Here is a 24,146-nt window from a genome sequence, read left to right as displayed (position 1 = left end):
TGCATTTGATTTCAATAGGTTAAAAATTCTGACGAGTGCATAAAATTCTTACTTTATTCTGCGCTTCAAGTTAAATCGTTATCTCTTATAATAGCGGCCTTGATCATGTTGAAAAACAATGTCATACCCATTCAGTAGTTTCATCGGGAGAGGAAACTACCGGATTTCGGTACCGCCAGTTGCAGTAAATTTACTATTGATTCTCATCCATACCACAGGAGTTTTGTAATGATTTCATGCAGCTCTTTTTCTTTTTCAGCGGCGTCAATGGCTGAATTAAAAGTGCATTTGAACAATAACCTACGCTCAAGGCGACTCAAGCTCGGCTTAGCGTGTATCGGAGCGCTGCTGTGCTTGACGTCTCAAGCTCAAAGTACCAATCCGACACCGCCTGCGAGCGGCCCCAGTGCTGCGCCTTCAGCTTCTGCGCCCGCATCAGCCCCGGCTGCCGCTCCTGCAAATACAACCAGTGCTGGATACGATAAGACCAAAGTGCCTTTCGTCAGCGCTCCATCACGTCCCGGTCTATTCATGTTGCCGCCGACGGGTCCTGGTTATTATTCCCTATGGGACCTGATCACCAGCAATAAGCGCGAAAAACCGCCGGTAGCGCCTTATGCACCTTTCGCGCTTCTCACGACACCGGCGTATGACATTGATTTTCGTTACCTAGCCACGCCGGGACATGAAAAAGATATCTTTGATCCCGTCAAAAGAATCGAACTGGGCAGTGATTGGCTGTTATCGTTCGGCGGCAATTTTTGGTATCGCTACACACATGAAACCGATAGCCGCTTGAATGCAGGCGACATCAATAATGACTTCCACTTGCTCCGTACCCGCTTTCATGCCGACTTATGGTATCGCGATAAAGTCCGCTTATTTGCAGAATTGCTGGACGCCCGCGCGTTTGGCTCGGAATTGCCGCCGTTGATCACCGACCGGAACCATGCGGATATCTTGAATATGTTCGCGGATATCAAGCTAGCCAATATCAATAATGGTCCGGCCTATATTCGCGTGGGTCGTCAGGAATTGATGTATGGCTCGCAACGTTTGATATCAACCTTGGACTGGGTCAACACGCGCAGAACGTTCCAGGGTGTAAAAACATTCTGGCGCACACCAGAGTGGGATTTGGATGCGTTCTGGGTTCGTCCGATGATCACCGAAAAGGGTAACCTTGACAATTGGGATACTCAGCAAAACTTTTTTGGTTTGTGGGCTACCAACAAACCCAAGCCTGGTCACACCATCGATCTCTATTTCCTGAGCCTTATCAATGATCGCAGTGTGACCGCAGCCAATCTGCAGGCGGGCAACATTCTCCAAGGCAACGCCGATACGCACACCTTGGGCGGTCGCTTGGCGGGTAACTTCGACAATCTGTTGTATGAATTGGAAGGTATGTATCAGTTCGGCCAACGTTCCAACCTGGATGTTTCCGCTTTTGCGGTCGCAACAGGGGTAGGCTACCGGTTACCGTTACCCATGAATCCACAAGGCTGGATTCGCTATGATTTTGCATCCGGCGATAGCAGTTCTACCGATGGCAGAAGCAATACATTCAATCAGCTTTTCCCATTCGGTCATTACTACCTCGGTTTCTTGGATCGGGTAGGACGTCAAAATATTCATGATATCAACGCTCAGCTCACGATGCAGCCGATGCCGTGGATCACGTTCATTACCCAATATCATCGGTTCTATTTAGCCAATAATCGGGATTATCTTTACAACGCGGCTGGCGCAGCAACGCTGCGCGACATCACCGGTCAATCCGGCAGCCATGTCGGCGACGAGCTCGATTTCCGCTTAAATCTGCATGTAAGCCGTCATCAAGATGTATTGCTTGGTTATTCCAAAATGTGGAGTGGAGAGTTTTTGAAAAATCAACGCAGAGGCGCTGATCCCGATTTATTCTACGTTCAATACAATTTCCGCTTTTAAGGTTTAAACATCTAAAACACAGCAACGGCAGTCAATCAGGCTGCCGTTGCTGTTTCTATAGCGGCCTCGGCACTTTTGTGTCCGCGCTAATTTTTTATTTATTCAAGATAAAATCCCGCACAATTTTAATTTGCACATCATCCATCAGCATCGGCGCATGCCCAATGCCCGGTAATTCCACAATTTGGGCTTTTGGGCCGCGCACTTTCATTTCTGCTGCGGTTTCAACCGACAATATGTCCGATTCTGTCCCCCGTAATACCAAAGTCGGTATCGCAAGTTGATCCCATTGCTTCCACAAATCGATATCTTTAATTTCATGCGCCTTAAAACTTATCGAGATTTTCGGGTCATACCGAAAACCGAATGACCCATCGTCATATTCCAGCGCACTATGAATCGCCATATGATCCCACTGCTCTTCAGTCAACGGCCCAAACGATATCGAGATCATTTTCATATATTGCTTGAATTCTTCGAAAGTATTGAAGCGCATCTCCTTGCCGACGTAATCCGCTATGCGCTTCAATGCTGCTGCAGGAATCAGCGGTCCGATATCGCTCATCACCAACTTGCTGATGGAAAAGGGCTGATTAGGCTGAATGGCGATGAACATTCCGATCAGTCCACCCAGTGAGATGCCCACCCAGTCAAACGTGACAGACGCTTGATACTGCGCCTGAATATGAGTCACCAAGGACGCTGCGTCGGAAAGATACAACCGGTAATTGTCATAATCCCGTGCCTGTTCCAGCCAATCGCTCTGACCGCGCCCCACGATATCGACGCAAATTACCCTGCAATCTGCTGCAAGCGCGCGGGCGAGATTATCGAAATCGCGGCAATTGCGGGTCAATCCATGAACGCAGATGACGACATGCGGATTTTGCGGATCTCCCCAATCGGTATACGCAATAGAGTGAGGTTTTTTTTGCTCACCGTCACTTGATGGGGTAGGTACTAATAGTCGATACACAGGTATTTTCATAATAAGTTCTATCGTAGTTTCAATAGGATGACATTATGATTGATTCATGAAGCGCACATAAAGTCCAAACAATCCAAACAATTTTCCACCAGGCAGTTACAATAAATCAAATTCTCTCGGCTGCATTCTTGAAACATAAAAATATTTACTCGTTAAATTAAGTGATTGAATGAATGACGGCGCAGAGGAAAAGGATGGATTTTTGTAACGATCACATGACCGATATCTCGAACAGAACTGAAAAATGAAACTGTCGGAACTCTACTGGCATCGGATTACTCCCCTTCATTTGATTTTATGGCCCGTCAGCGTTGTATATGGCATCTTCCTGACGTTCAAAAAACTGTGTTATTGGCTGGATATATTTCCGTCTGTCACCTTGCCCGTGCCGGTTGTCATTCTCGATAGTATCAGCGTCGATGACGGCGGTAAAACGCCACTGACCATTTGGCTCGCCGAGATTCTGCTAAAGCACGGCTATCATCCCGGCATCATCACTCGAGGCAATTCGGACAACCCCGGGTCTCCGGTCGCCGTCAGTTCCGCCAGCGATCCAGGAATAGTGGGCGCTAGGACACTTTTCCTAGCGCAACGATGTGAAACCGTTTGTCCAGTCTGGATTGGGAATGACCGCGTCGCAACGGCACAGGCACTTCTTCAGGCTCATCCCCTCTGCAACATCATCATCAGTAATGATGGTCTACACGATTATCGTCTGAGTCGCGACCTTGAAATCATTACCGTTGACTTCTCCGAGCAAGGTCTCGGAAATGGGTTGCTATTGCCGGCAGGCCCGCTTCGCACTCATCCACGCTCGATGAAAACCCTCGACTTCATCGTCACCAATGGAAAAAGCCGTCATCAGATCGACACCCGCCAGTGGCGAATGACTTATCCGATGAAATTGATCAATGAGGTTGCTTACAATGTACTCAAGCCAGACACTCGAACTTTGATCTCAGCATTCAGACACAGCAAGATACATATCGTAACCGATGACAATAACGCGATGAGAATGTTTGATCTGATTCAAGCACTGAAATTGGACGCCGAGCTGCACACGTTCACAGACAACCATCGCTACCTTCCGGCCGATCTTCATTTTCCGGAAACAGATATGATCTTGATGCCTGAAGAAAATGCATTGCAATGTCAGCAGTTTGCACCGCAGACCCTGTGGGCGATTCCAAATGACATCTGGGTGGATAGCGCCCTTTATACCGCTTTCATGAAGAAGCTCAAAAACGAATCCATGAATTAAGTTGAGCTTACTTGCTATTTCCTTTCAGAATACTGATTTTGTGCTCCTCAAACTCCTGTTCGGTGAGCATCCCTTTTTCCCGTAGTTGCTGCAATCGCTCCAACGCCGATAATTGCCGATCACTGGAAGTCTCAGCTACAGAAATGTTCGCATCCTCATTTGGCGACGCTTGCGCCAGCCCGAGGATCCGACCTACTTTGGCAAATACGATCTTGATGAAACGCCATAATCTGGGCAATAACCAGATCGAGACAAGAAGGAACACTGCGAACAGCACCAGGAATACTTCCGGATATTTGAGCGCAGCCCAAAGACCCGAGAACACTAAGGCATCCCCTGTCAATGATGCAGACCAGTTTGAAACTGGTTCTGGAGAAGTATTGATCAATAGGCGGGCCCCTGCTTTGGTGGCGTGGGTCGTCGCGGCAATTCCCCCCCCGAGTACCCCAGCCGCAATTTCCAGAGCGGGGGTGACATCGCCGACCGCACCGGCTGCCAACATGGCACCCGCAGGAATACGAATAAAGGTATGGATCGAATCCCACATCGAATCCATGCCGGGAATCTTGTCTACAAAAAACTCGATGAAATACATCACTCCGGCGGCGCCGATGACCAACGGATCCTGGAGAACCGTCAACTCGGCTGGCAAGGTGATATGCCCTGCCGCCCCTCCCCAGCCGAGCACCAATAAAACAGCATACAGATTGATACCACTCGCCCAGGCGGTACCCATCATCAAGGCAATTGTCGCTAATAAAGTTTCATACGTTTCCATAATCTCCACACCTGTAATGTCATCAGTCAATCGCGCTGCCACGAATCAGAAGGATGGGGATATGCGCGGTTCTTACTACGCCTTCCGCTACACTTCCCATTAACATGCGGTTAAATCCGGTTCGACCATGAGTGCCAATGATGATCAAATCCGCCGACATATTCTTCGCTGCGGTACTGATCACATCAGCAATCCGTTCACCGCGCGCTTCAAGTAACGTGCAATGAACGTTCAATCCGGCTTCCTTCAGTTTATGCTGGGCCTGTGTCAGAATTTTTTCCCCGTTCAACTTCATAGAATCCAGTAATTCGACATAATTAATGTAATTTTCATCATCCACATATCCAACTTCTTCCAGGACATGGATCAATTCCACCTGGGCTCGTTGTCGCTGCACAAATGTAATGACTTCGTCCAGTGCCTGTTCAGAAGTCGAGCTGCCGTCAACCGGGATCAAAATTCGTTGATACACGATGCCTCTCTAAAAAGTTATTCTGCGTGAAAACGTCTTGCCTTTTCACGAAGAAATATCTTAATCCCAATTCACAGTTTGTACTGAACTATTTTCGTCCTCTTCGCCCCAATCTCGACCGCCAATTCAATCGGTTAATGCCTGGCAAATGCTCATAGGCATGTTTGAACGGGTATTTAGCGATAGAATAGCTATCATGAAGTGGCAGGTTTCAGGCAGTAATATTGAATCTCAACCGAACGATCGAAGCAGATTGGATTAATGCCATTATTGTGAGCATTCCGAAATTTTCATGCCAACGGGTAAAAATTCTATGGCTTTCATTGCAGAATCCATCACAACTTATTATGACGGGCAGCAGGACAGGCTTAACTTGTTGTTCGTCAATAAAGAAAAAAAACAGCTCGTCGGCGTGATGGTGCGACGACTCCTGAAAAACTTGCTGAGCCAGCTTCCCGAATGGCTGGCTCTCCTGCATCATGGCAATTCCTTGCCGCAAACTGCCGAGCAACAATGGCACATCCGTCACCTGCATCACCAAGTGTCTCAGCAAACCATCGCCGTCACCTATGGGAAGGTTCAATTCCATGAGCAATTCGAATCATTTCTCATCGATACCATCCATTTTGCGAAAGGCAATCGGAAAACCGAGGATGTCACGATCAAGCTCGCCTTCTTGAATTCAGCCAAAACGACCGAAGTCATTTTTATCCTTACTATTCCACAATTGCACAAATTATTGGGAGAAATCCTCAAACAGGTCAAAACCTGGGATATCCATAATCCATGGGAAGAGAAGAATGCGAATCCTACCTTATCAACCACTAAACCTGAAATTTTGCATTGACTGGCCGATGTCTGTGAAGCTTTGTCGTTGAATCGTAAAAAATTGAACTCAACGTTATTAAATTTTCCTATGATCTGTGATATAACATGAATCATGTACTGATCAAGGAAGAAAAGAAGCAGCATGAGAAAGGCTCTTCCTGGAAATGTAGTTGATTAGTACGGTTTGCAGAATATTCGCATTTTTAATGTATCAGCATAATAAAAAGGAGTAATTGTCATGCGAGCTATATCAACAACAATCGTCACCGGAACGTTAGTTTTATTTTTGAGCACGCCAGTCATGGCCGCAGACGCTGGACATACTTCAGAAGCTATGGAGCATGCCGGCAAGGCCCAGGCGCACGGAGAAATGGGTCATGCCAAAGAAGCTTTACAACATGCTAAAGACAGCTTGACGCATGCTAAAACTGCGGGTAAAGAACATGCTGAAGCCCATAAACATATGGACGAAGCCATCAAACACTTGGAAGAAGCCATCAAACATGCTGAAATGGGCCATGGCAGCGAATCAGCCAAACACTCAGAAGAAGCCATGAAACATATGCGTCAATCGGGTCATTAATCAATATTGACCGCTCAATTAGCTCTCCGAACGCGAAGAGAGCTAATTGAGAAGCTCCCCGTCATCTTCGTTCATCTGTTCCGCGCTGACTGTAATACAAGCTTTTCCGGTTCAACGTTTCCCTTCCAATTTGAATTCAGCAAGCAATGGTGTGTGATCTGACAGGCGCCGCCACGGCTGACCCTGCAAATGCGTGCAATTGATGACATTCAGACCGCGAAAATAAATCCGATCCATCGCCAGCATCGGTAGCCAGGCCGGAAAGGTACATGCATAGGTGCCGTGCATATTCTTAAAAACTTCCTTGACGCCCAGATCATGGTGCAAATGATATTCGGCACGTCCCCGCCAATCATTGAAATCACCCGCAATGATCAATGGCTCATGGGCTGGTACATGCGATTGAATGCGCTTAACCAAAGTAGAGAGCTGCCGCTCTCTTTCCAGCGCAAACAAGCCAAGATGAACGCAGATCATATGAAGTTTCTGGTCAACCCCAGGAATTTGCAGCGTGCCATGCAACAAACTACGGCTGGCGAAATCCAGCATCGAAACATTGATGTTTTCCCAATCAAAAAAGGGATATTTGCTCAGAATGGCGTTGCCATGATGACCTGATTTATAAATCACGTTCTTGCCGTAGGCATGGTGATGCCACACCTGATCGGCCAGAAATTCGAACTGCCGGATGATGGGATCATCTTTGAATCCATTTCTGGCGAGGGTATGCTCCCCATGAACTTCTTGCAGAAACACCACATCTGCATCGATAAGATGAATCGATTTTTTTATCTCGTGCAGAATATATCGCAAATTGGTCGCGCTAAATCCTTTATGGATGTTATAGGTCAAAATTCTTATCGAAGTGTCGGACATGGCAATGGAGAATTTTTACGTTATTTGCTCGTCATACTATACATAATTTCTCCCCAGAAGCTCTGCACAAAAGAAGTGAAGCACGGGAAAAACCCGGTAAAACCGAAAAAAGCTCAGTAATGAGCAAGATATGAAGATAAATGAGCATTTTGAATCGAATTTCAAGATGTCATTGAGCGGGGTACCGTTTCAGATTTTCAATTAATCCCATTTGAGCTGGGAATACAACGATAGAATTTGAATTATAGGATGCACTATTATGATTCATCCCATATATCATCAAATCGTCAATCTACCGAACTTTATCAGCCTGATTCGGATATGCCTGGCGCCTCTGCTGTTTTATTTTGCGCTCACTCAACAACCTGACTGGTTTATCATCGTATTGGTGGGCGCTATCTTCACCGATGTTCTGGATGGGTTTCTAGCCCGGATACTGAATCAAATCACTTCCATCGGCTCGCGGTTGGATAGCTGGGGAGATTTCATCATTTATTCAACCATGGCGATCTGCGCCTGGATATTATGGCCGGACATCCTACTTCGGAAACTTCCTTATTTCATCGTCATTACGCTTAGCTTTACATTGCCGGTGCTGGTCGGTTTCATCAAATTTCATACTGTCATCAGCTATCACACCTGGAGCGTTAAAATTGCCGTAGTCATTACCGTGCTCGGCTACATCCTGCTGTTCACCGGCTTGGTCGACTGGCCCTTCCGTCTGGCAGCGGCATTTTGCGTGTATGCTGCAATCGAAGAAATCGCCATTACATTATTGAGTCAGCATCAGCTCGTGGATGTCAGAACGGTGTGGCAGGCGCTTAAGTTCAGGCAGCGACATAAAATTGATCACGTATGACCGCATTTGGTGCTGAGCACACAGCGGAGCAATCATTGCGTTTTCCTATCATCGCAGCCTCAAGCCAGTGTATGATCGTATTTAACTTCACCTCATATAACAAAAATAATTCATGCACAGCGCTTCGCAAATAAATATCCTCATCCTCGATGATGACCCCTTCATCCTTAAGATGCTGACCAAGATGCTGGCGAATCAAGGCTATACTTCGGTTCGCACCTGCGATAATGGCCGGGATGCTCTCGCAGTGATCGACAACGCCGATACCCGACCCGACCTCATTCTGCTGGATCTCAACATGCCCGATATGGATGGCATCGAATTCGTGCGTTATCTGGTTGAGCACAGCTATCCAGGCGATCTCGTCCTGGTCAGTGGAGAAGATGAGCGCATACTAAAAACCGCCGAGAAACTGGTTCATGCGCATCAAATACCGATGTTGGGATATCTGCATAAACCCGTCACGCCTGATAAGCTTGCAGGTATCTTGAGTGCATGGAAACCTCATGCAACGGATGATCAAACACCGATAAGTCATAGACTATATAGCGCTGAAGAATTACGAGCAGCCATTGCAAACCGCGAACTGGTCAACTATTACCAACCCAAGGTATCGGTCAGAACAGGCGATGTCATCGGGGTTGAAACATTGGTTCGCTGGCATCACGCCACTGACGGACTGATATTCCCGGATCGTTTCATTCGCATCGCCGAAGAAAATCACCTTATCAATGAACTCACCACGCTGGTGCTGACGAATGCGCTCAATCAAGCCAAAATATGGCACCAAAGTGGCTTGATGCTGCGTGTCGCCATCAATGTTTCGATGGACAATCTGGCGTCTCTGGATTTTCAGGATCTAGTCGTAAATTTAGTGACCCAGGCAGGTCTTTCGCCGCAAACCATCGTGCTTGAAGTCACCGAAAGCCAAGTCATGGGCGCAGATGCGCGGGTTCCGCTCGAAATCCTGAGTCGGTTGCGGCTGAAAAGATTTCATTTATCGATCGATGATTTTGGCACCGGCCATTCCTCAATGGCCCAATTACGCGACATCCCATTCGATGAGCTCAAAATCGACCAAGGTTTTGTGCATCGCGCCTGGACGGATGTCACGTTGCGCGCGATCTACGATGCCAGTTTATCGATGGCTAAGCAACTCGACATGGAAACGGTTGCAGAAGGCGTCGAGGATCTGCATGATTGGGAATTGCTCCGCCAGACCGGCTGCGACCTGGCGCAAGGAAATTTCGTGTCGAAGCCGCTTTTGGCCGCCGAATTCTCGAACTGGGCAGCCACCTGGAAACAACGGGTACGTACCGAATCGCTACTCCAACCCGAGAAATGACCAGTCATCATTTTGGCGCAACATGATGACTCACTATTTAGCCTTACGGGCAACCAGATAAGTTTCAACCTTGGCAAGTTCCACCTCGAAGCGCGGCAATAACACCGCCAATGCCTGCACATCGTTATTTTTCCCGGTCTGCTCCAGATCAGCGCACACGTCGCCCAGCGCGAGCGCACCGACCGAGCGCGACGACGATTTGAGCTTGTGCGCAATCGATCCTACCGTTGGATAGTATCCTGATTGGTAAGCCTGTCTGAGCTCCGCAGCCGCTTTTGCCACACTGACCTGGTAGTCCTGCAACATGTCCTCGATTGTGGCTGGATCATCGCCGACCAGTTCTTCCAGCACATGAATGTTGACCGGTAATACTGCCGGTTCTTCGTGTTCGGCTGGAGCTGGGGTCGGGACTGAGGCTGGCGCTGGCGCAGTTGACACAGTTTCGGCAGCCGGTTTGGGGACGGCTAAATATTTCTCCAATACCAAACGTAAATCTTCAAGCTGAGCCGGTTTGCTCAGATAATCGTCCATTCCGACACTCAAGCAATGTTCCTTTTCGCCTTTCAGCGCATTCGCAGTCAACGCAATGATGGGTATATGCTTCTGACCGACTTCTCTTGTGCGAATATTCTTGGTCAATTCAAAACCATCCATTTCCGGCATGTGCAAATCAGTCAGCAGCAGTCCGTATTCACCATTCTGCATGCGTTTCAGCGCCTCGCTGCCGTCATTGGCGATATCCGCCGCATATCCCAATAAATTCATTTGCTGCTTGATGACTTTCTGATTGATTTCGTTATCTTCGGCGATCAAGATCAGCTTGCCCTGGCGTATCGCATCGTCGCGGGAAATCGCCACGGGTTCGGATTTGTTGGTTGCCACCGGCAATGCTTTCTCATCGCTGGCATCGACCCTGCCCGCAGCGATCGCCATGGCCCGCAGTAACGATTGGCGGTACATGACATCACCATCCAGCGTCACGATGTCGATGCCTTCGATGCGCGCTTTCCGTCGGCGTCCGCGCTTGATAATGACAAAGTGCGGTTCGATATCGGATTGCAGCGGTGCCTGCAGGGATCCTGTCAATACATGAGAACGAATCGCAAAGATTTTACGCAATTCATCGATCGATGGTCCGTCCTGGCCGGCATCAATGACAACCAGCCACAAGCCGGGAACCAGCGTCGGAATGAGCTCGCGCAGAGAATCCAGATTTGCGGTCACTTCCACGGTCGCACCGGCGCTTTTGAGATAAACCGCCAAATCGCAGCTCAAGCCATCGGAATTAACCAGGATAATGCAGTTCAAGCCGCTGAGATCTTCGATTATATGATCGACCACCGAAGACGGCGGCAATGGTTTGAAAGGCATCTGGATCATGAACGTAGATCTTTGCTGGGGCTCACTCTGCACCGCGATCTCTGCATCCATGAGCTCGGCCAGATGATGGGAAATCGCCAATCCAAGGCCGGTACCGCCAAAACGCCGCGTAGTGGAAGGATCCCCCTGCGAAAACGATTTGAAGAGCTTTTCCTGCGTTTCCTTATTCATGCCGATGCCATTGTCGGTCACCTGAAAGCTGATCACGACTTCATCCGGATGTGTTTCCGCCAATAATACCCGTACCGACACTTTTCCGGGCTTGTCCGGTTTGTTGCTGGAAAATTTGATGGCATTGTTGACGATATTGACCAGTACTTGGCGCAAGCGCAGCGGATCGCCCAATACATTGTCAGGAATGGCTGGATCGATGAACAAGGTGAGCTCGACTTTTTTGCTGAGCGCCAGGTGCGCCAGCATGCCGCACGCATTTTCAACGACGCTGACCAGGCGCATCGGAATCTTTTCGATCTCCAGCTTGCCGGCTTCAATTTTGGAAAAATCAAGAATGTCTTCAATAATGGCCAGCAGCGCGTACGCCGAATCACGGATCAGATTGGCCATTTCCATTTGATAGCCGCTCAGACTGGTCTGCCGCAGCACATCGATCATGCCGATCACGCCGTTCATCGGTGTGCGGATTTCATGGCTCATGGCCGCCAGAAAAGACGATTTGGCTCTGCTCGCCTGCTCGGCGTCGATTCGGGCTTGCTTCAGATCGTTCATCATGCGCACATGTTCACGAATATCACGCAGAACACCGGTGAAATGTCGTTTTCCACCGACAAAATATTCGCTCACCGCCAGATATAGCTCGATTCGTTCGCCATTTTTGTGCACACCTTTCACTTCGCGTCCCAGGCCGATGCCATGCGAGCCCGACAAATAGGGTCGGCCGACATATTCCTGACCATGCCCGGTGCGGCAATAATTCTCCATGTAGCCGATATGCTTGCTGCGATCCGGCTCGGGCACGATGATGGCAATGTTCTGGCCGATCATCTCATCGTGATCATAACCGAACAATTTTTCCATGACGGGATTGACCGATAGAATGATTCCGATTTCATCGGTCGTCACTACACAATCGACCATATGTTCAACCACCGAGCGGGTTTCTTCTTCTTTGATGGCGAGCGCGCTATTGACGCGCTGCAAGTCGGCAGTTCGAGTCGCTACCCGATGTTCCAGTTCCTGATTGAGCTGCAACAAATTCTGTTCAGCTTCGTCCCTTTTTAGGTTGCTGGCGTCCAGTTGTTCCACCATATTGTTAAAAGTCTGGGCGAGCTGTTTCATTTCATCCCAACCAGCAACGGCAACGCGCTGACTCAGATCACAATTACCTAATGAAGCGATTTTTAGGGCAGTTTGATTCAATTGCTTCAACGGTTTCACAACGCGCTGGTTAAACAATATCGCGCCGATCACCGCAATCACCAATGTGACGATCAAGCTTACAAGCCCAACGAAATGCACTTCATACACAGAAGCAAAGGCTTCATCGACATCAATGTGCACGATGATGCCCCACTTCATGCGCGGCAAATAGCGCCATGCCGCGACCACCTCCTTGCCGCGGTAATCCATCGTCAATCCCCCGCCCGACTCACCGTTCAGCGCGCTCTTGATGGCGTCCGACTGAGGCGGCTGGTTCAATGGTATTCTTCGCTCCAGCGCAGCGTCGGAATCGAACTTCAGCGGCGCCATCACCAACGCAGTACGATCATCTTCAACTCGCGCCACGACTGTCTCACCGCTATCGGTCAACCCGACATTATTAGCAATCACGGTGAATACGCGTTGGCTGAAGATCTGCAGTGCCAACACACCCTTGAGGTCTCCATTGATGACGATCGGGGTTGCAACAAATGCGGCAATGGCGCCCTTTGAAGGTTCGTAACGCTCAAAATCAGATATCGTCCCTTCGCGGGTGCTCAAAGCATGACGCGCAACTTCACCTAAACCGGTATTGCTGTAGGGTCCGGTGAATAAATTGGTTGCAAAGTCAGATTCATGCGCTTGCGAATAGACGATATCTCCGCGCGGCGAAATCAGGAATAAATCGTAATATTTCGCTTCATTCACAAAACGCCAGTAATTCTCGCGGTAAGCGGCATCCAATTGGCGATACTCATCGGAATCGACACCTTTTTCTTCAAAAACCCGAGTAATGTTGACCATCGCCTCGTGCGTCGTGCTGGCATCGCGCAATAAACTGGCGTCCAGTAGACGTTCTTTTAGATAACTGTCAATCTGCTCGACTTTCTTATCGGCAATGGCAGACACATTGCGAATGGCGGATTTCTTGATTTCCTTCTCAAATGAATGCAACAGCGTGTTGCCTATCATCACGATAGGCAGCAGTGAAACCAATGTGAACCAAACGGCAAAGCGCTGTGTGAGCGAAGTAAATTTCATCAGTTCCTCCTTGCAGCCTTGACGACTGAACAGGCTGGCGATTCAGTGGGAACGCTGTATTTTGGGAAAGCTCCGAAAAAAACGAGCGGCAGGCGGATAAGGCGAAATCGGCTTAAAAACGCAATTGACGTGACACAATAAACCTGTTGAGCCTGATTTCGATCCTGCATGAAGGCGCAGTCGCTTCTCGGAATCTCTTACGGAATATGAGATCCAGCGTATCGTTCAACTTATCATATCATGGGATCGCAGTTGCAAAACAAAAGGGTTTTCTGTGCACAGGCTGACATGAAGTAAAAAAACTGCAGATACATGACATCAGTAATGAGCTCAGCCAAGTCTTGAAATTGAAAGAAAAATTTTAAATGCTTGAAATAGCATATCGATGTAGAGCAAATCGCCATTTCCTAATTTCCTATTTCATTGATATATAATCAACAAATGGAAATTTCTGAAGACGAACTTACTCATCTCAATAAACTGATCGGCTTGATCTATGATGGCGCAACCGATTCAGTTCGTTGGACGAAAGAGATATTGCGAGCATTAACTGAGTATATTCAAGCACCTGAATGCATTTTATTTACTCCTTCTCATAACCGCAAAATGGAGGTCATTTTTTTATCCACGGCATAGCAATATTATTTTTGGGGAAGAGCTTGTACTGTACGTCGTCAAAGCAAATTGGACTAATGAGCGGTTAAATTAAGAGATGGTTTAGCTCATGTGGGTTGGGTTAACTGATTTGTTAGCATAAAACATCTGGCGTCGCAAAGCTAAGGTTCGCCGTTTTATTTTTTCTCTTTCATCCAAAATAGATTGGCTCCGACCATAGAAGACATCAGCGGGTACTAGATTGTTGAGTGATTCATGATATCGCTCATGGTTGTAGTAACCGACAAACTATCGAATACGTTCTTCCAATTCACCAGGAAAGTAATAATTTTCCAGCAGGATCTGGTTTTTTAGTGAACGATGCCAGCGCTCGATCTTGCCTTGAGTCTGAGGATGATAAGGTTTGCCGCGTGTGTGGGTCATATTCTGACTTTCAAGATAATGAGCTAACTCGCTTGAGATATAACTTGGGCCATTGTCACTCAGTAATCGCGGCTTGTGTTTGATCTTGACCTGATCGAGTCCAGTAAAACGTAATGCATCATCCAGCATATCTGCTACATCATGTAGTACAAAGCCACCAGGCGATGATAAATCGTGAGAAATCATCCAACACGGTCGATAAGTAGTACCATCCCCAGCCGGTAATTTTGAAATAGGTAAAATCGGTCTGCCACATTTCATTGACTCGTGTTGTGGGATGCTGAAACTTGTCTCTTGCCTGCATGAGAATATAGGCAGGACTGGTAATCAGATCATGGGCCTTTAGTAGCCAATAAACTGATGATTCCGATACAAAGCTGGATTGTTCATCAATGTACGTTACGGCCCTCGGGCGACAGTTCATCGGACGTCGCTTCGCGAGCAGTATCCCCGGCCAAGTGCTTCTTGCCAGCTTCCAAAAATTCCTTCGACCAGCGGTAATAGATATTGGTATTGATGCCTTCCCGGCGGCATAGCTCTGCAATACTGTCTTCACCTCGAAGACCTTCCAGCACGATCCGAATCTTTTCCTCTGCTGGGTATTGGCGCCGCGTTGCTCGGCGTATATCGCGTACGGTCTTCTCGACACTGCGGTTTTGCTGACTTTTCTCTGTCATTCATCGTTCCTTTTTTAGAGTTACGATGAGCCAAAACACTCTCTTAGGCAATCACATCATTTTGTCCAACTGACGCGGGATACACTCAAATCAATCTAATAAATCTTAACTACATTAAAAAATGCGTGCGGCGTTTTGGGAGAAGTTGACATATCCCTAATATCACCGCTTGTAGAGCCAATCGTTTAAATCTGGCACATTTAGATACCCCTGCCATCTCGCTCAAACACACCAAATGCAGGTTACTTTAATGTGCCGCGAACACGCTGAGTTTGCCGTGGCACCGCTACCATTTCCCACTAAAATAAATCTCAATAACTTCCACTTTGCCTAATAATTGCCGGGATCTATTTTCGTTTTGTCGTAGTTAAAGCTCCTCCAGCAAAAACCTCCAGCGACAGAACCTAAAAACTTACACCATCCGATATAGAAGTACAAAAAAAACAGGGATCAATTCCCTGTTTTAAATGCAAAACTATATCAAGTTATATCTTGCTATTTTGCAGCTTTGAAGTGCTCTGATGCTTCTTTCGCAGCTTTCTGAGCGGCCTCAGTTTTTCCGTCATTACCTTCTTTCACAGCCTTATCTAAAGAGCTAATGCCTTCATCTACATGCTTAGCGTCAACTTTATGCTGTTTGTCATCTTTTGCAGATTGCGCGTGTGCTTTCGCTTCTGTGGCGTGCTGAACGACCCCTTTTGCATCCGATGCCGAAGCTGCTGCATCAGTATGTTTTATTGCTTCATCCAAATGTCCGCTTCCGGCTAGAACATTGAATGAAAAGAATGTGGAAATCAGTAATACTAAGATAGAAATTTGTTTCATATCAATTATCTCCATGGTTAACTTAAAGTAAGTGATGAAGATAATTGTTTCTCATCACTCATTCCACATGATATATGTTGAGTTGAAGCTCATCTGTACGGTAGCAAACAAAGCTAGTAATGCGGTTTATTTGGCTTGTTTGAAATGCTTTAAGGCTTTTCTTGCTGCTTCAGTAGCTGCTCCAACCTCACCCTTAGTAGCTTCATTGATAGCAGTATCAAGAAATCTCAATCCTTGGTCCATTTAGTTAATGTCAGCTTTATCTTGTTTGTCATTAGGGATCCCTATCGCGCTTGATAGGTATAAAACTGACTCGGGTGAATGTGCAAGAGAAATATTGAAAATTCTGCTACCAGCCTTTTGGGAATCGGAATATTCTGATTCACCAGATCGTTCAGCACTTCCCCTATAGGTTTCCTGAGCTTGTCAAATAATAATTATTTTCGCCGCATTGAATAAATACTCCATACCGGGGTTAGTTGTCACCGGAATGAAGATGGGTGGGCTATAAAATTGCGATCAACGATGGAAAAATTCAATGATCATCGACCTTGATCCATTGTGCGTTCAGCGGCAGGACTCCCTTCAGAATGGCTTGTCGCCCCTCAAAGGCAATATAACTTTGCCGGCCATAATGCGGCAACGGGCGAATCAACGCCTCGAGCGACGCAACATCCTTCGCCGAAATCACGGCCAGTGATGCACCTTCGTCGCGTCCCTGAGTCCAGACCTGAGCAGTGCCCGTGATGCCAACCTGCTCAGGCCGGGGTGGTAGTTTTCTGGTGCTGAGCCAAGCGTCAACATCAGATTGAAGACCGATGATCAAGGTGGGCGACGCGGATAGTTGATCGCCGCTGTCACTCAAGGTGGGCGCACGCTGCTGCAATTTTTCCGCCAGCACCGCAGCAATTTTCCGCACCTCGGCGTTTTCCGTCAGAATCATCGTTTCCGTCGCCGGATTGACCATCGCTTCACGCAGGATCGGCGGCGCTTCATTCCGGAGCAATTGACGAAACACGCGCGCATCCGGATCGATCGATACCGCCAGCGGTTTTTCTGCCAATGCCAACGTGAACGTCTGCTGTTCACGACTCAAATCCAACCAATGGGTCTCGGTTTTGTCCTGGCTCTGAATCGCGATTGGAACACGCAACTGATAGGCTGGCGCGGATTGTGCCAAGGTGAGCGTCAGTTGATGTCCTGAGCCTGCCGCGTCACGCTTCGCTGCGTTGATCGCAATGGCCGGTGCGCCGGCGCGCTCGAGCCATTGCGTGAAGAACGGCTGCAGATTTTGCCCTGAAATCATCTCGAACAATTTTTGCACATCTTGCCATGAGGTGACCTTGAAGCGCCGGGTATTCCATAACCCCGCCAATGCCCGCTGAAAAACGGCTTCACCTAATTGGTCGCGCAGCATGAAAAAGAGCATCGCCGCTTTGTTATAACCGACAATTTTAGAGGCGCTGTGGGTGCGTGACGTAAAAGCAGTCAAGGGGGCATCCTGGCCCGGTTGCAATGCGGCAAAATCACGCAACCAACCGACTCGCATGTCGCGCGCAGCTTCGGAGCTTTCCGCTTCTTTGTACGCATAATCGGCCATGAAGGTCGTCAATCCTTCCGACCAATTGCCGCTGCGATAATCCGCATACACGCCATTTCCCCACCAATTATGCAACACTTCATGACCGAGCGAGGTTGCGGGTATGAACGGCAGTTTCAGCACATCGATACCGAGATAGGTCATCGTCGGCATCCCGAATCCCGTCGGTGTCGGGCTTGAGACCACGCTGAATTCCGTATAAGGATAAGCGCCGATCAAGGACTCGTACATGTCCAGATAGCGCTTGACCGAATCCAGATAAGTACCGGATAAGTTACTAATCTCCGGGTGGAAATAGGTGCGCAATCGTATCGGCGAGTTGTTGCGGCCTTGATGCGTCGTTGATTCGATGACATACGGCCCCGCCATCACATCGATGCCTTCCGCCGGATGCGGAAATTCAAAGGAGGCGCGATAGTGCTGTTCGGATTCGGTTTCTTCAATCAACCGACCCGCTGCCAAGCCCTTGTGACCAGCAGGCAATTCGATGCTGATTTTATAGCGCACCAGTTGACCCAGCACGCGCGGATACCAATTCGCCCCATCCGGCAGGAAAGTGCCCGCCTCGCCGGTCACCGCAACCGGCCGGCCGAGCGTTTGCTGATGGTCGAGTGCGGTATCGAGCGGCAGCAACGGCCCGCGCCAATGGATCACGAATTGAATCTGCTGTCTGAACGGCGATGCCATGTTCCAGACATGCGGCTGATGAGGATCCGTTCGGCCGCTTCCGAGCGGCCCATCATTGAACACCGCCTCGGTCACTTCAAATGCCGCGCCGAGCATTAGTTGCAACTCGCGCGGTTGTTTGACGGTAATCGTGCTTTTTCCTTCAATCGTGCGGTTGATGGGATCAATTTTCACCGCCATGTCATAGTCGATATCATTGAACTTCACCGCCACCGGTCTCGAGTAGACCGGCGTAGCCATGAAGCCGATCAACGCAAGAAGCAGGCACGCTCGTATAAACATGAACATCATGGATCGATTCCGAAAAATCATGACGGATGGGCAGGAAACTTCGCGATTACGAGCATTTCCGTGTTATCGCGAAGAATCTTGATCGGCAGCCAGGTGCCGGGCGCCTGGCGTCTGACGATGGCGATCACATCGTCGGTGATCTTGACCGGCACCCCGGCCATTTCGATAATCACGTCCGAATCCATCAATTTGGCCTCATCGGCAATGCTGTTCTTTTCGACCTGCAGCACCACCGCACCGCCTCGGCCCATTTCATAACGTATGCCCAGTCGCTGAAACTGTGGCCGACTCGACTGCGACACATGCGGCAATACGCCGAACACCGCATCGGCCACGCCCTTGACCAGATTCTTGCAGGATTTATCGTTGTCCCAAGGCAAGAGCGCTGCAACATTCTTGATGCCAAGATCCTGCAACTGGTGCGCTACGCCGAAACCATGCAGTACATGACCGGTGCCCATGACGCCGACCACGAGTGGCTTGTCCGGGCCATTGGCGTCAGCCACCGCCTGCCGCAGAATCTGCGCCATGGCGCGATCCCACAATTGCTGCCCGCCGATGAAACGCCTGAAATCAGGATCGTCGGACGCGACTTCACCGTCGCTCTTGTGTTTCCGGTCATGCTGCTTATAGATCGGAAATAAATAATCGACATAAGCCTGGCTTGGCTCTGCCGGATACGTCAGTCCCTCGCGTTCTTCGACCGGAATGCTATAAAAGCCTTTTTCGGCGACCTGCCGGCGCAGGCTGGTCTCGATATTCAACGCCCGCATCGGGATACGGTTCATGCGCGCAAAATGAAAAAGCGGCAAATACAAATTAGCGTCGGTATTCCAGACATGATCCCATTCCGCGGCGCGAAGAAATTCCTTTTCGGTCAACTCGCCTGCCACCCATTTGTCCAGTGCCGGCTGCACGCGGCGCGGAAACATTTCAAAGCCGATCACCATATTCGGGCGCAGCGCATGCAGCGCCGCCAGCGTCTGCAATTGCCAGCGATGATGATCCGCATTGACGTGCGTTTCCCCCAACAGCACTATCGATGCCTTGGCTGCGCGCGCGATGACGTCGCGTTGCGTCGTTTCGCCGGCGCCCGGAATGACCCAGCTTCCCAGCGCAACGCATTGCTTGGGTGCTGGCTTTTTGGCCGGTATGATGCTGGCCCATGCGTTGCTCCAACCCATGCTGGCAATCAGCACGAAAGCGCTTGCGGCGACATGATGCCGGTGTACACTAAAATTTCTCATGTTAATCAGTCTCTCAAAATCGAATGATGATCGCATTACCCCACCCACTGCCGCGCATTCCTGAACAATCGCATCCATGGGCCATCTTCGCGGGTATCGGCTCTTGATTTCAAAGGATACCAGGAATGCTGCGTCATTCTGAAGACGCGTTCCGGATGCGGCATCAGCACATTGAAACGCCCATCCGGCGTGGTCAATCCGGTGATTCCCAGCACTGAGCCGTTCGGGTTGTACGGATATTTATCGGTGGGTTGACCGGCATGATCGATATAACGAACAGTCACCAAGCCGGCTGCATTGTCAGGCGAACCCGCGGAAAATTCAACCCTGCCCTCACCGTGGGCCACGGTGATCGGCATCCGGCTGCCGGCCATGCCTTCAAACAGCACCGATGGGCTCTGCTGGATTTCCACCATGACAAAACGCGCCTCGAATTGTTCCGATAGGTTGCGCCTGAACCGGGGCCAGTGCTGCGCGCCGGGAATGATGTCCTGCAGATTGCTCATCATCTGGCAACCATTGCATACCCCCAGTGCGAACGTATCGGGGCGCTGGAAAAACGCCTCGAACTCATCCCGCGCGCGTGGATTGAACAAAATCGATTTGGCCCAGCCTTCGCCGGCGCCAAGCACGTCGCCATACGAAAATCCGCCGCACGCGACGAATCCGTTGAAGTCTGCCAGCGACACACGCCCGGCCATCAGGTCGCTCATATGCACGTCCATTGCGGTAAACCCAGCCCGATCGAAAGCCGCCGCCATTTCGACATGGCCGTTCACGCCCTGTTCGCGCAGCACCGCCAGGCGAGGACGCACGCCGGTTCGAATATAGGGCGCAGCGATGTCGTCGTTTGCATCATAGCTCAACGCGACCTGCAGGCCGGGATCGGCGGTATCGAGAATGCGCTCGAATTCCTGCCGGGCGCAATCGGGATTGTCGCGCAATGCCTGCAGTCGAAAACTGGTTTCTGACCAGGCACGCTGCAAATCCACCCTTTTTTCTGCCAAAACCGGCTTGTTGTTGCGCAATAGACGGATCTCATCGATGCTATTCGGCTGACCGATGATAAAGCTGTGATCGCGCAATTCCGCTTGTGCCAACATGCCCATCACGGCTGAGCGATGCTCGGTGCGGATTTGTATCACCGCACCCAGTTCTTCATTGAACAGTACCGCCAGCAAGCGCTCCATAAAGCGCCCGCTCAATTGCTCAGGCCGCAATTCCGAACCGTCGATATCACTGCCTTGCGCATCGAAACATAATTGATCCAGGTTGACCGTGATACCGGCATGCGCTGCAAATGCCATTTCGCACAGAGTCACGAACACTCCGCCGTCCGAACGGTCATGATAAGCCAGCAGTAGGTTTTCGCGGTTGAGCTGCTGGATCGCTTCAAACAGGGCCTTGAGTTTCCGTGCGCCTGATTCACCATCGATGTTAGGCGCGACGTCGCCCACTTGCTTGTACACTTGCGCCAATGCAGATCCACCCAAGCGATTTCGCCCCTGCCCCAGATCGATCAGAATCAATTCGGTGTCGCCGAAGTCCGTACGCAACTGCGGCGTCAAGGTATGACGCACATCGGTGACGGTGGCAAACGCCGAAATGATCAGCGACAGTGGCGCAGTCACTTCTTTGGGCTGTCCGGATTCCGTCCAGGCGGTTTTCATCGACATCGAATCCTTGCCGACCGGAATGCTGATGCCAAGTTGCGGGCATAATTCCATGCCAACGGTATGCACCGCGTCATATAAATCGGCATCCTCTCCCGGATGCCCTGCTGCAGCCATCCAGTTTGCCGACAGTTTGACCGCCTCGATCCGATCGATCGGCGCCGCAGCGATATTAGTCAAGGCTTCGCCGACCGCCATGCGCGCCGCTGCCTTCGCATCGATCAACGCCAGCGGCGCTCGCTCGCCCATCGCGAAGGCTTCCCCTAGATAAGTGTGATACCCCATGCTGGTCACGGCCACGTCGGCGACCGGCACTTGCCACGGGCCAACCATTTGGTCGCGTGCCGACAATCCGCCGACACTGCGATCGCCGATCGTGATCAAAAAAGTTTTGTCGGCCACCGCGGGTAACCGCAACACCCGGTAAACCGCCTCGGTCAGCGCCACATCCGACCAATCGAGCGACAATAAGGGGCGCTGAATATGCGTCACATCGCGCGTCATCTTCGGCGGTTTGCCGAGCAAGACCGGCAATGGCATGTCGACCGGTGGCGCGACGGACTGCCGATCCGCCACTACCAGTTGTTCATCGGGAGTGGCTTCGCCGACCACCGCGAACGGGCAACGCTCGCGTTCGCAAATGCGTTGAAACAGCGGCAACGACTCCGGCTTGATGGCGAGCACATAGCGCTCCTGCGCTTCATTGCACCAGATCTGCAACGGCGACATGCTGGTTTCCTCGGAAGGGATCAAACGCAGATCGAAGCGCCCGCCTCTGCCGGAATCGTGCACCAGCTCAGGAAAGGCATTCGACAACCCGCCGGCGCCGACATCATGGATGAACAGAATCGGATTTTCCCCGCCCGCGCGTTGCAATTGCCAGCACCGGTCGATCACTTCCTGCGCGCGCCGCTGCATTTCCGGATTGCCGCGCTGCACCGAATCGAAATCCAGCGCCTCGGTATTGGTACCGGTATCCATGCTCGATGCCGCACCGCCGCCGAGCCCGATCAGCATGCCCGGCCCGCCGAGTTGGATCAGCAGAGCACCCGCGGGGAATTTTTGCTTATGCACCTGCGCATCGGCAATCTGGCCGATACCGCCCGCGACCATGATCGGTTTGTGATAACCGCGCATTTCACCGCTGACGCGTTCTTCGAAGGTGCGGAAATACCCGGCCAGATTCGGGCGGCCAAATTCGTTATTGAACGCCGCTCCACCAATCGGCCCTTCGAGCATGATCTGCAATGCCGAGGCGATGCGACCGGGCTTGCCGTAGCTCGGTGGATCATCAGCGCCGCCAGTGTGCTGGTATTCCCACGGTTGAACGAAGCCGGGAATCCCCAGATTGGAGACCGAAAAACCACATAAACCGGCTTTGGGTCTGGCACCTCGTCCAGTTGCGCCTTCGTCGCGAATTTCGCCACCTACGCCGGTTGCTGCGCCGGGAAATGGCGAAATGGCGGTAGGATGATTATGCGTTTCAACCTTCATCAGCACATGCGTCTTTTCCAAAGTATAGCCATAGCGGTGTTGATCGCCGGGATAGAACCGATCGATATCGGCGCCCTCGATCACGCTGGCATTATCCGCATACGCCACCAGCGTACCCTGTGGATGCGCCTGATGAGTGTTCCGTATCATCGAAAACAGCGATTTCTGCTGCGGCTTGCCATCCACGATCCAATCGGCATTGAAAATTTTATGGCGGCAATGCTCGGAGTTAGCCTGCGCGAACATCATCAGCTCAACATCGGTGGGATTACGCGCTATGCGCAAAAAATAATCGGCCAGATAGTCGATCTCATCGGCCGACAGAGCCAGCCCCATGCGCTGATTTGCCTGCTGCAGCGCAGCGACGCTCTGCTGTAGGTCGATGGTCTGCAGCGGTTTCGGTTCATAATGCCGGAATAACTGCGCGGCATCCTCGAATGACGCAAACACGGCTTCAGTCATACGATCGTGCAGAAATGGCGTAAGCCGTGCTGTATCCTCGACCGACAGCGGCGCTTCACATTCGATGAAATATCCTATGCCGCGCTCGATGCGTTCAACGGCGCTCAGACCGCAGTGATGGGCAATATCCGTTGCCTTGGTCGACCACGGCGAAATCGTGCCGGGACGGGGCAGCACCAGAAAGAATGTGCCAGATTGCTGCGAATTCTGCTGGGTCGGCGTCTCGCTCAGTATTTGCCGCAGGATATCCAACTCGGCCTGATGCAAAGTCCGCGTCACCGCGCAAAAATGCCAATACTCGGCGGCAATGCGGCTGACGGGTAAATTCAGGTGATTAATTTCTTTGAATAATTTTTCCAGACGAAACGGAGAAAGCGCGCGTCCACCACAAAATTGAAGCATGGAAGAAAATAA

Annotated in this window: 15 protein-coding genes and 1 pseudogene; 6 read left to right on the top strand and 10 right to left on the bottom strand. The window is 50.3% G+C overall.

Annotated features, from left to right (window positions below; translation table 11 throughout):
- Nucleotides 1-267: 267 nt before the first annotated feature.
- A complete protein-coding gene (locus ABF87_RS11675) occupies nucleotides 268-1,950 on the top strand; it encodes an alginate export family protein (protein WP_240143655.1) in 1,683 nt (560 codons plus the stop codon).
- 94 nt (nucleotides 1,951-2,044) lie between these two features.
- Here ABF87_RS11675 and ABF87_RS11670 read toward each other — a convergent pair whose 3' ends face one another.
- Entirely contained in the window at nucleotides 2,045-2,938 is an 894-nt protein-coding gene (locus ABF87_RS11670; RefSeq protein ID WP_160829297.1) for an alpha/beta hydrolase, read from the bottom strand.
- A 244-nt stretch (nucleotides 2,939-3,182) separates the two neighbouring features.
- Between ABF87_RS11670 and lpxK the strand changes: the two genes are divergently transcribed.
- Nucleotides 3,183-4,199 (top strand): tetraacyldisaccharide 4'-kinase, encoded by a 1,017-nt coding sequence (gene lpxK, locus ABF87_RS11665; RefSeq protein WP_160829296.1) that lies wholly within the window; start codon nucleotides 3,183-3,185, stop codon nucleotides 4,197-4,199.
- A 7-nt stretch (nucleotides 4,200-4,206) separates the two neighbouring features.
- On the opposite strand, the gene ABF87_RS11660 is transcribed toward lpxK, so the two are convergent.
- Nucleotides 4,207-4,977 carry a DUF4126 family protein gene (locus ABF87_RS11660; protein WP_160829295.1) on the bottom strand — a complete coding sequence of 257 codons (771 nt, stop codon included), beginning with the start codon at nucleotides 4,975-4,977 and terminating at the stop codon, nucleotides 4,207-4,209.
- A 22-nt stretch (nucleotides 4,978-4,999) separates the two neighbouring features.
- On the bottom strand, nucleotides 5,000-5,449 hold the full coding sequence (locus ABF87_RS11655; protein ID WP_160829294.1) for a universal stress protein: 450 nt from the start codon (nucleotides 5,447-5,449) through the stop codon (nucleotides 5,000-5,002).
- Between the two features lie 313 nt (nucleotides 5,450-5,762).
- Between ABF87_RS11655 and ABF87_RS11650 the strand changes: the two genes are divergently transcribed.
- Together ABF87_RS11650 and smbP (ABF87_RS11645) are read left to right on the top strand one after the other, a co-directional pair.
- Entirely contained in the window at nucleotides 5,763-6,296 is a 534-nt protein-coding gene (locus tag ABF87_RS11650) for a hypothetical protein (RefSeq protein ID WP_160829293.1), read from the top strand.
- Between the two features lie 219 nt (nucleotides 6,297-6,515).
- Nucleotides 6,516-6,860 (top strand): small metal-binding protein SmbP, encoded by a 345-nt coding sequence (gene smbP, locus ABF87_RS11645; protein WP_160829292.1) that lies wholly within the window; start codon nucleotides 6,516-6,518, stop codon nucleotides 6,858-6,860.
- A 111-nt stretch (nucleotides 6,861-6,971) separates the two neighbouring features.
- On the opposite strand, the gene ABF87_RS11640 is transcribed toward smbP (ABF87_RS11645), so the two are convergent.
- A complete protein-coding gene (locus ABF87_RS11640) occupies nucleotides 6,972-7,736 on the bottom strand; it encodes an endonuclease/exonuclease/phosphatase family protein (RefSeq protein ID WP_160829291.1) in 765 nt (254 codons plus the stop codon).
- A gap of 259 nt (nucleotides 7,737-7,995) precedes the next feature.
- Between ABF87_RS11640 and ABF87_RS11635 the strand changes: the two genes are divergently transcribed.
- Nucleotides 7,996-8,595, top strand: coding sequence for a CDP-alcohol phosphatidyltransferase family protein (locus tag ABF87_RS11635; protein ID WP_160829290.1), 600 nt, complete (start codon nucleotides 7,996-7,998; stop codon nucleotides 8,593-8,595).
- Nucleotides 8,596-8,707: 112 nt separating this feature from the next.
- Nucleotides 8,708-9,940, top strand: coding sequence for an EAL domain-containing response regulator (locus ABF87_RS11630; protein WP_160829289.1), 1,233 nt, complete (start codon nucleotides 8,708-8,710; stop codon nucleotides 9,938-9,940).
- 33 nt (nucleotides 9,941-9,973) lie between these two features.
- Here ABF87_RS11630 and ABF87_RS11625 read toward each other — a convergent pair whose 3' ends face one another.
- The 6 genes and pseudogenes from ABF87_RS11625 to purL form a co-directional block, all read right to left on the bottom strand.
- Nucleotides 9,974-13,738, bottom strand: a complete 3,765-nt coding sequence (locus ABF87_RS11625) for an ATP-binding protein (RefSeq protein ID WP_160829288.1) — start codon at nucleotides 13,736-13,738, stop codon at nucleotides 9,974-9,976.
- 717 nt (nucleotides 13,739-14,455) lie between these two features.
- Nucleotides 14,456-15,453 (bottom strand): annotated as a pseudogene (locus ABF87_RS11615) (DDE-type integrase/transposase/recombinase).
- Between the two features lie 495 nt (nucleotides 15,454-15,948).
- Nucleotides 15,949-16,278, bottom strand: a complete 330-nt coding sequence (gene smbP / locus ABF87_RS11610) for a small metal-binding protein SmbP (RefSeq protein ID WP_160829286.1) — start codon at nucleotides 16,276-16,278, stop codon at nucleotides 15,949-15,951.
- Nucleotides 16,279-16,813: 535 nt separating this feature from the next.
- The gene (locus ABF87_RS11600) at nucleotides 16,814-18,856 is read right to left on the bottom strand and encodes a M1 family aminopeptidase (RefSeq protein ID WP_240143654.1); all 2,043 of its coding nucleotides are present in this window, start codon (nucleotides 18,854-18,856) and stop codon (nucleotides 16,814-16,816) included.
- A 17-nt stretch (nucleotides 18,857-18,873) separates the two neighbouring features.
- Nucleotides 18,874-20,103, bottom strand: a complete 1,230-nt coding sequence (locus ABF87_RS11595) for a ChaN family lipoprotein (protein ID WP_160829284.1) — start codon at nucleotides 20,101-20,103, stop codon at nucleotides 18,874-18,876.
- 35 nt (nucleotides 20,104-20,138) lie between these two features.
- Nucleotides 20,139-24,134 carry a phosphoribosylformylglycinamidine synthase gene (gene purL / locus ABF87_RS11590; RefSeq protein WP_160829283.1) on the bottom strand — a complete coding sequence of 1,332 codons (3,996 nt, stop codon included), beginning with the start codon at nucleotides 24,132-24,134 and terminating at the stop codon, nucleotides 20,139-20,141.
- Nucleotides 24,135-24,146: the final 12 nt, after the last annotated feature.

This window comes from Nitrosomonas sp. JL21, assembly GCF_009833095.1.
Lineage (GTDB): Bacteria > Pseudomonadota > Gammaproteobacteria > Burkholderiales > Nitrosomonadaceae > Nitrosomonas.
Note: the sequence above shows the minus strand (reverse complement) of the source record. Positions and strands in the feature narration are given on the sequence as shown.

Bases quoted from the DNA above. Each gene is read 5' to 3' on its own strand.
- ABF87_RS11675 (WP_240143655.1), top strand. From the start codon at position 268: ATGGCTGAATTAAAAGTGCATTTGAACAATAACCTACGCTCAAGGCGA.
- ABF87_RS11670 (WP_160829297.1), bottom strand. From the start codon at position 2,938: ATGAAAATACCTGTGTATCGACTATTAGTACCTACCCCATCAAGTGAC.
- lpxK (WP_160829296.1), top strand. From the start codon at position 3,183: ATGAAACTGTCGGAACTCTACTGGCATCGGATTACTCCCCTTCATTTG.
- ABF87_RS11660 (WP_160829295.1), bottom strand. From the start codon at position 4,977: ATGGAAACGTATGAAACTTTATTAGCGACAATTGCCTTGATGATGGGT.
- ABF87_RS11650 (WP_160829293.1), top strand. From the start codon at position 5,763: ATGGCTTTCATTGCAGAATCCATCACAACTTATTATGACGGGCAGCAG.
- smbP (WP_160829292.1), top strand. From the start codon at position 6,516: ATGCGAGCTATATCAACAACAATCGTCACCGGAACGTTAGTTTTATTT.
- ABF87_RS11640 (WP_160829291.1), bottom strand. From the start codon at position 7,736: ATGTCCGACACTTCGATAAGAATTTTGACCTATAACATCCATAAAGGA.
- ABF87_RS11635 (WP_160829290.1), top strand. From the start codon at position 7,996: ATGATTCATCCCATATATCATCAAATCGTCAATCTACCGAACTTTATC.
- ABF87_RS11630 (WP_160829289.1), top strand. From the start codon at position 8,708: ATGCACAGCGCTTCGCAAATAAATATCCTCATCCTCGATGATGACCCC.
- ABF87_RS11625 (WP_160829288.1), bottom strand. From the start codon at position 13,738: ATGAAATTTACTTCGCTCACACAGCGCTTTGCCGTTTGGTTCACATTG.
- smbP (WP_160829286.1), bottom strand. From the start codon at position 16,278: ATGAAACAAATTTCTATCTTAGTATTACTGATTTCCACATTCTTTTCA.
- ABF87_RS11600 (WP_240143654.1), bottom strand. From the start codon at position 18,856: ATGATGTTCATGTTTATACGAGCGTGCCTGCTTCTTGCGTTGATCGGC.
- ABF87_RS11595 (WP_160829284.1), bottom strand. From the start codon at position 20,103: ATGAGAAATTTTAGTGTACACCGGCATCATGTCGCCGCAAGCGCTTTC.
- purL (WP_160829283.1), bottom strand. From the start codon at position 24,134: ATGCTTCAATTTTGTGGTGGACGCGCGCTTTCTCCGTTTCGTCTGGAA.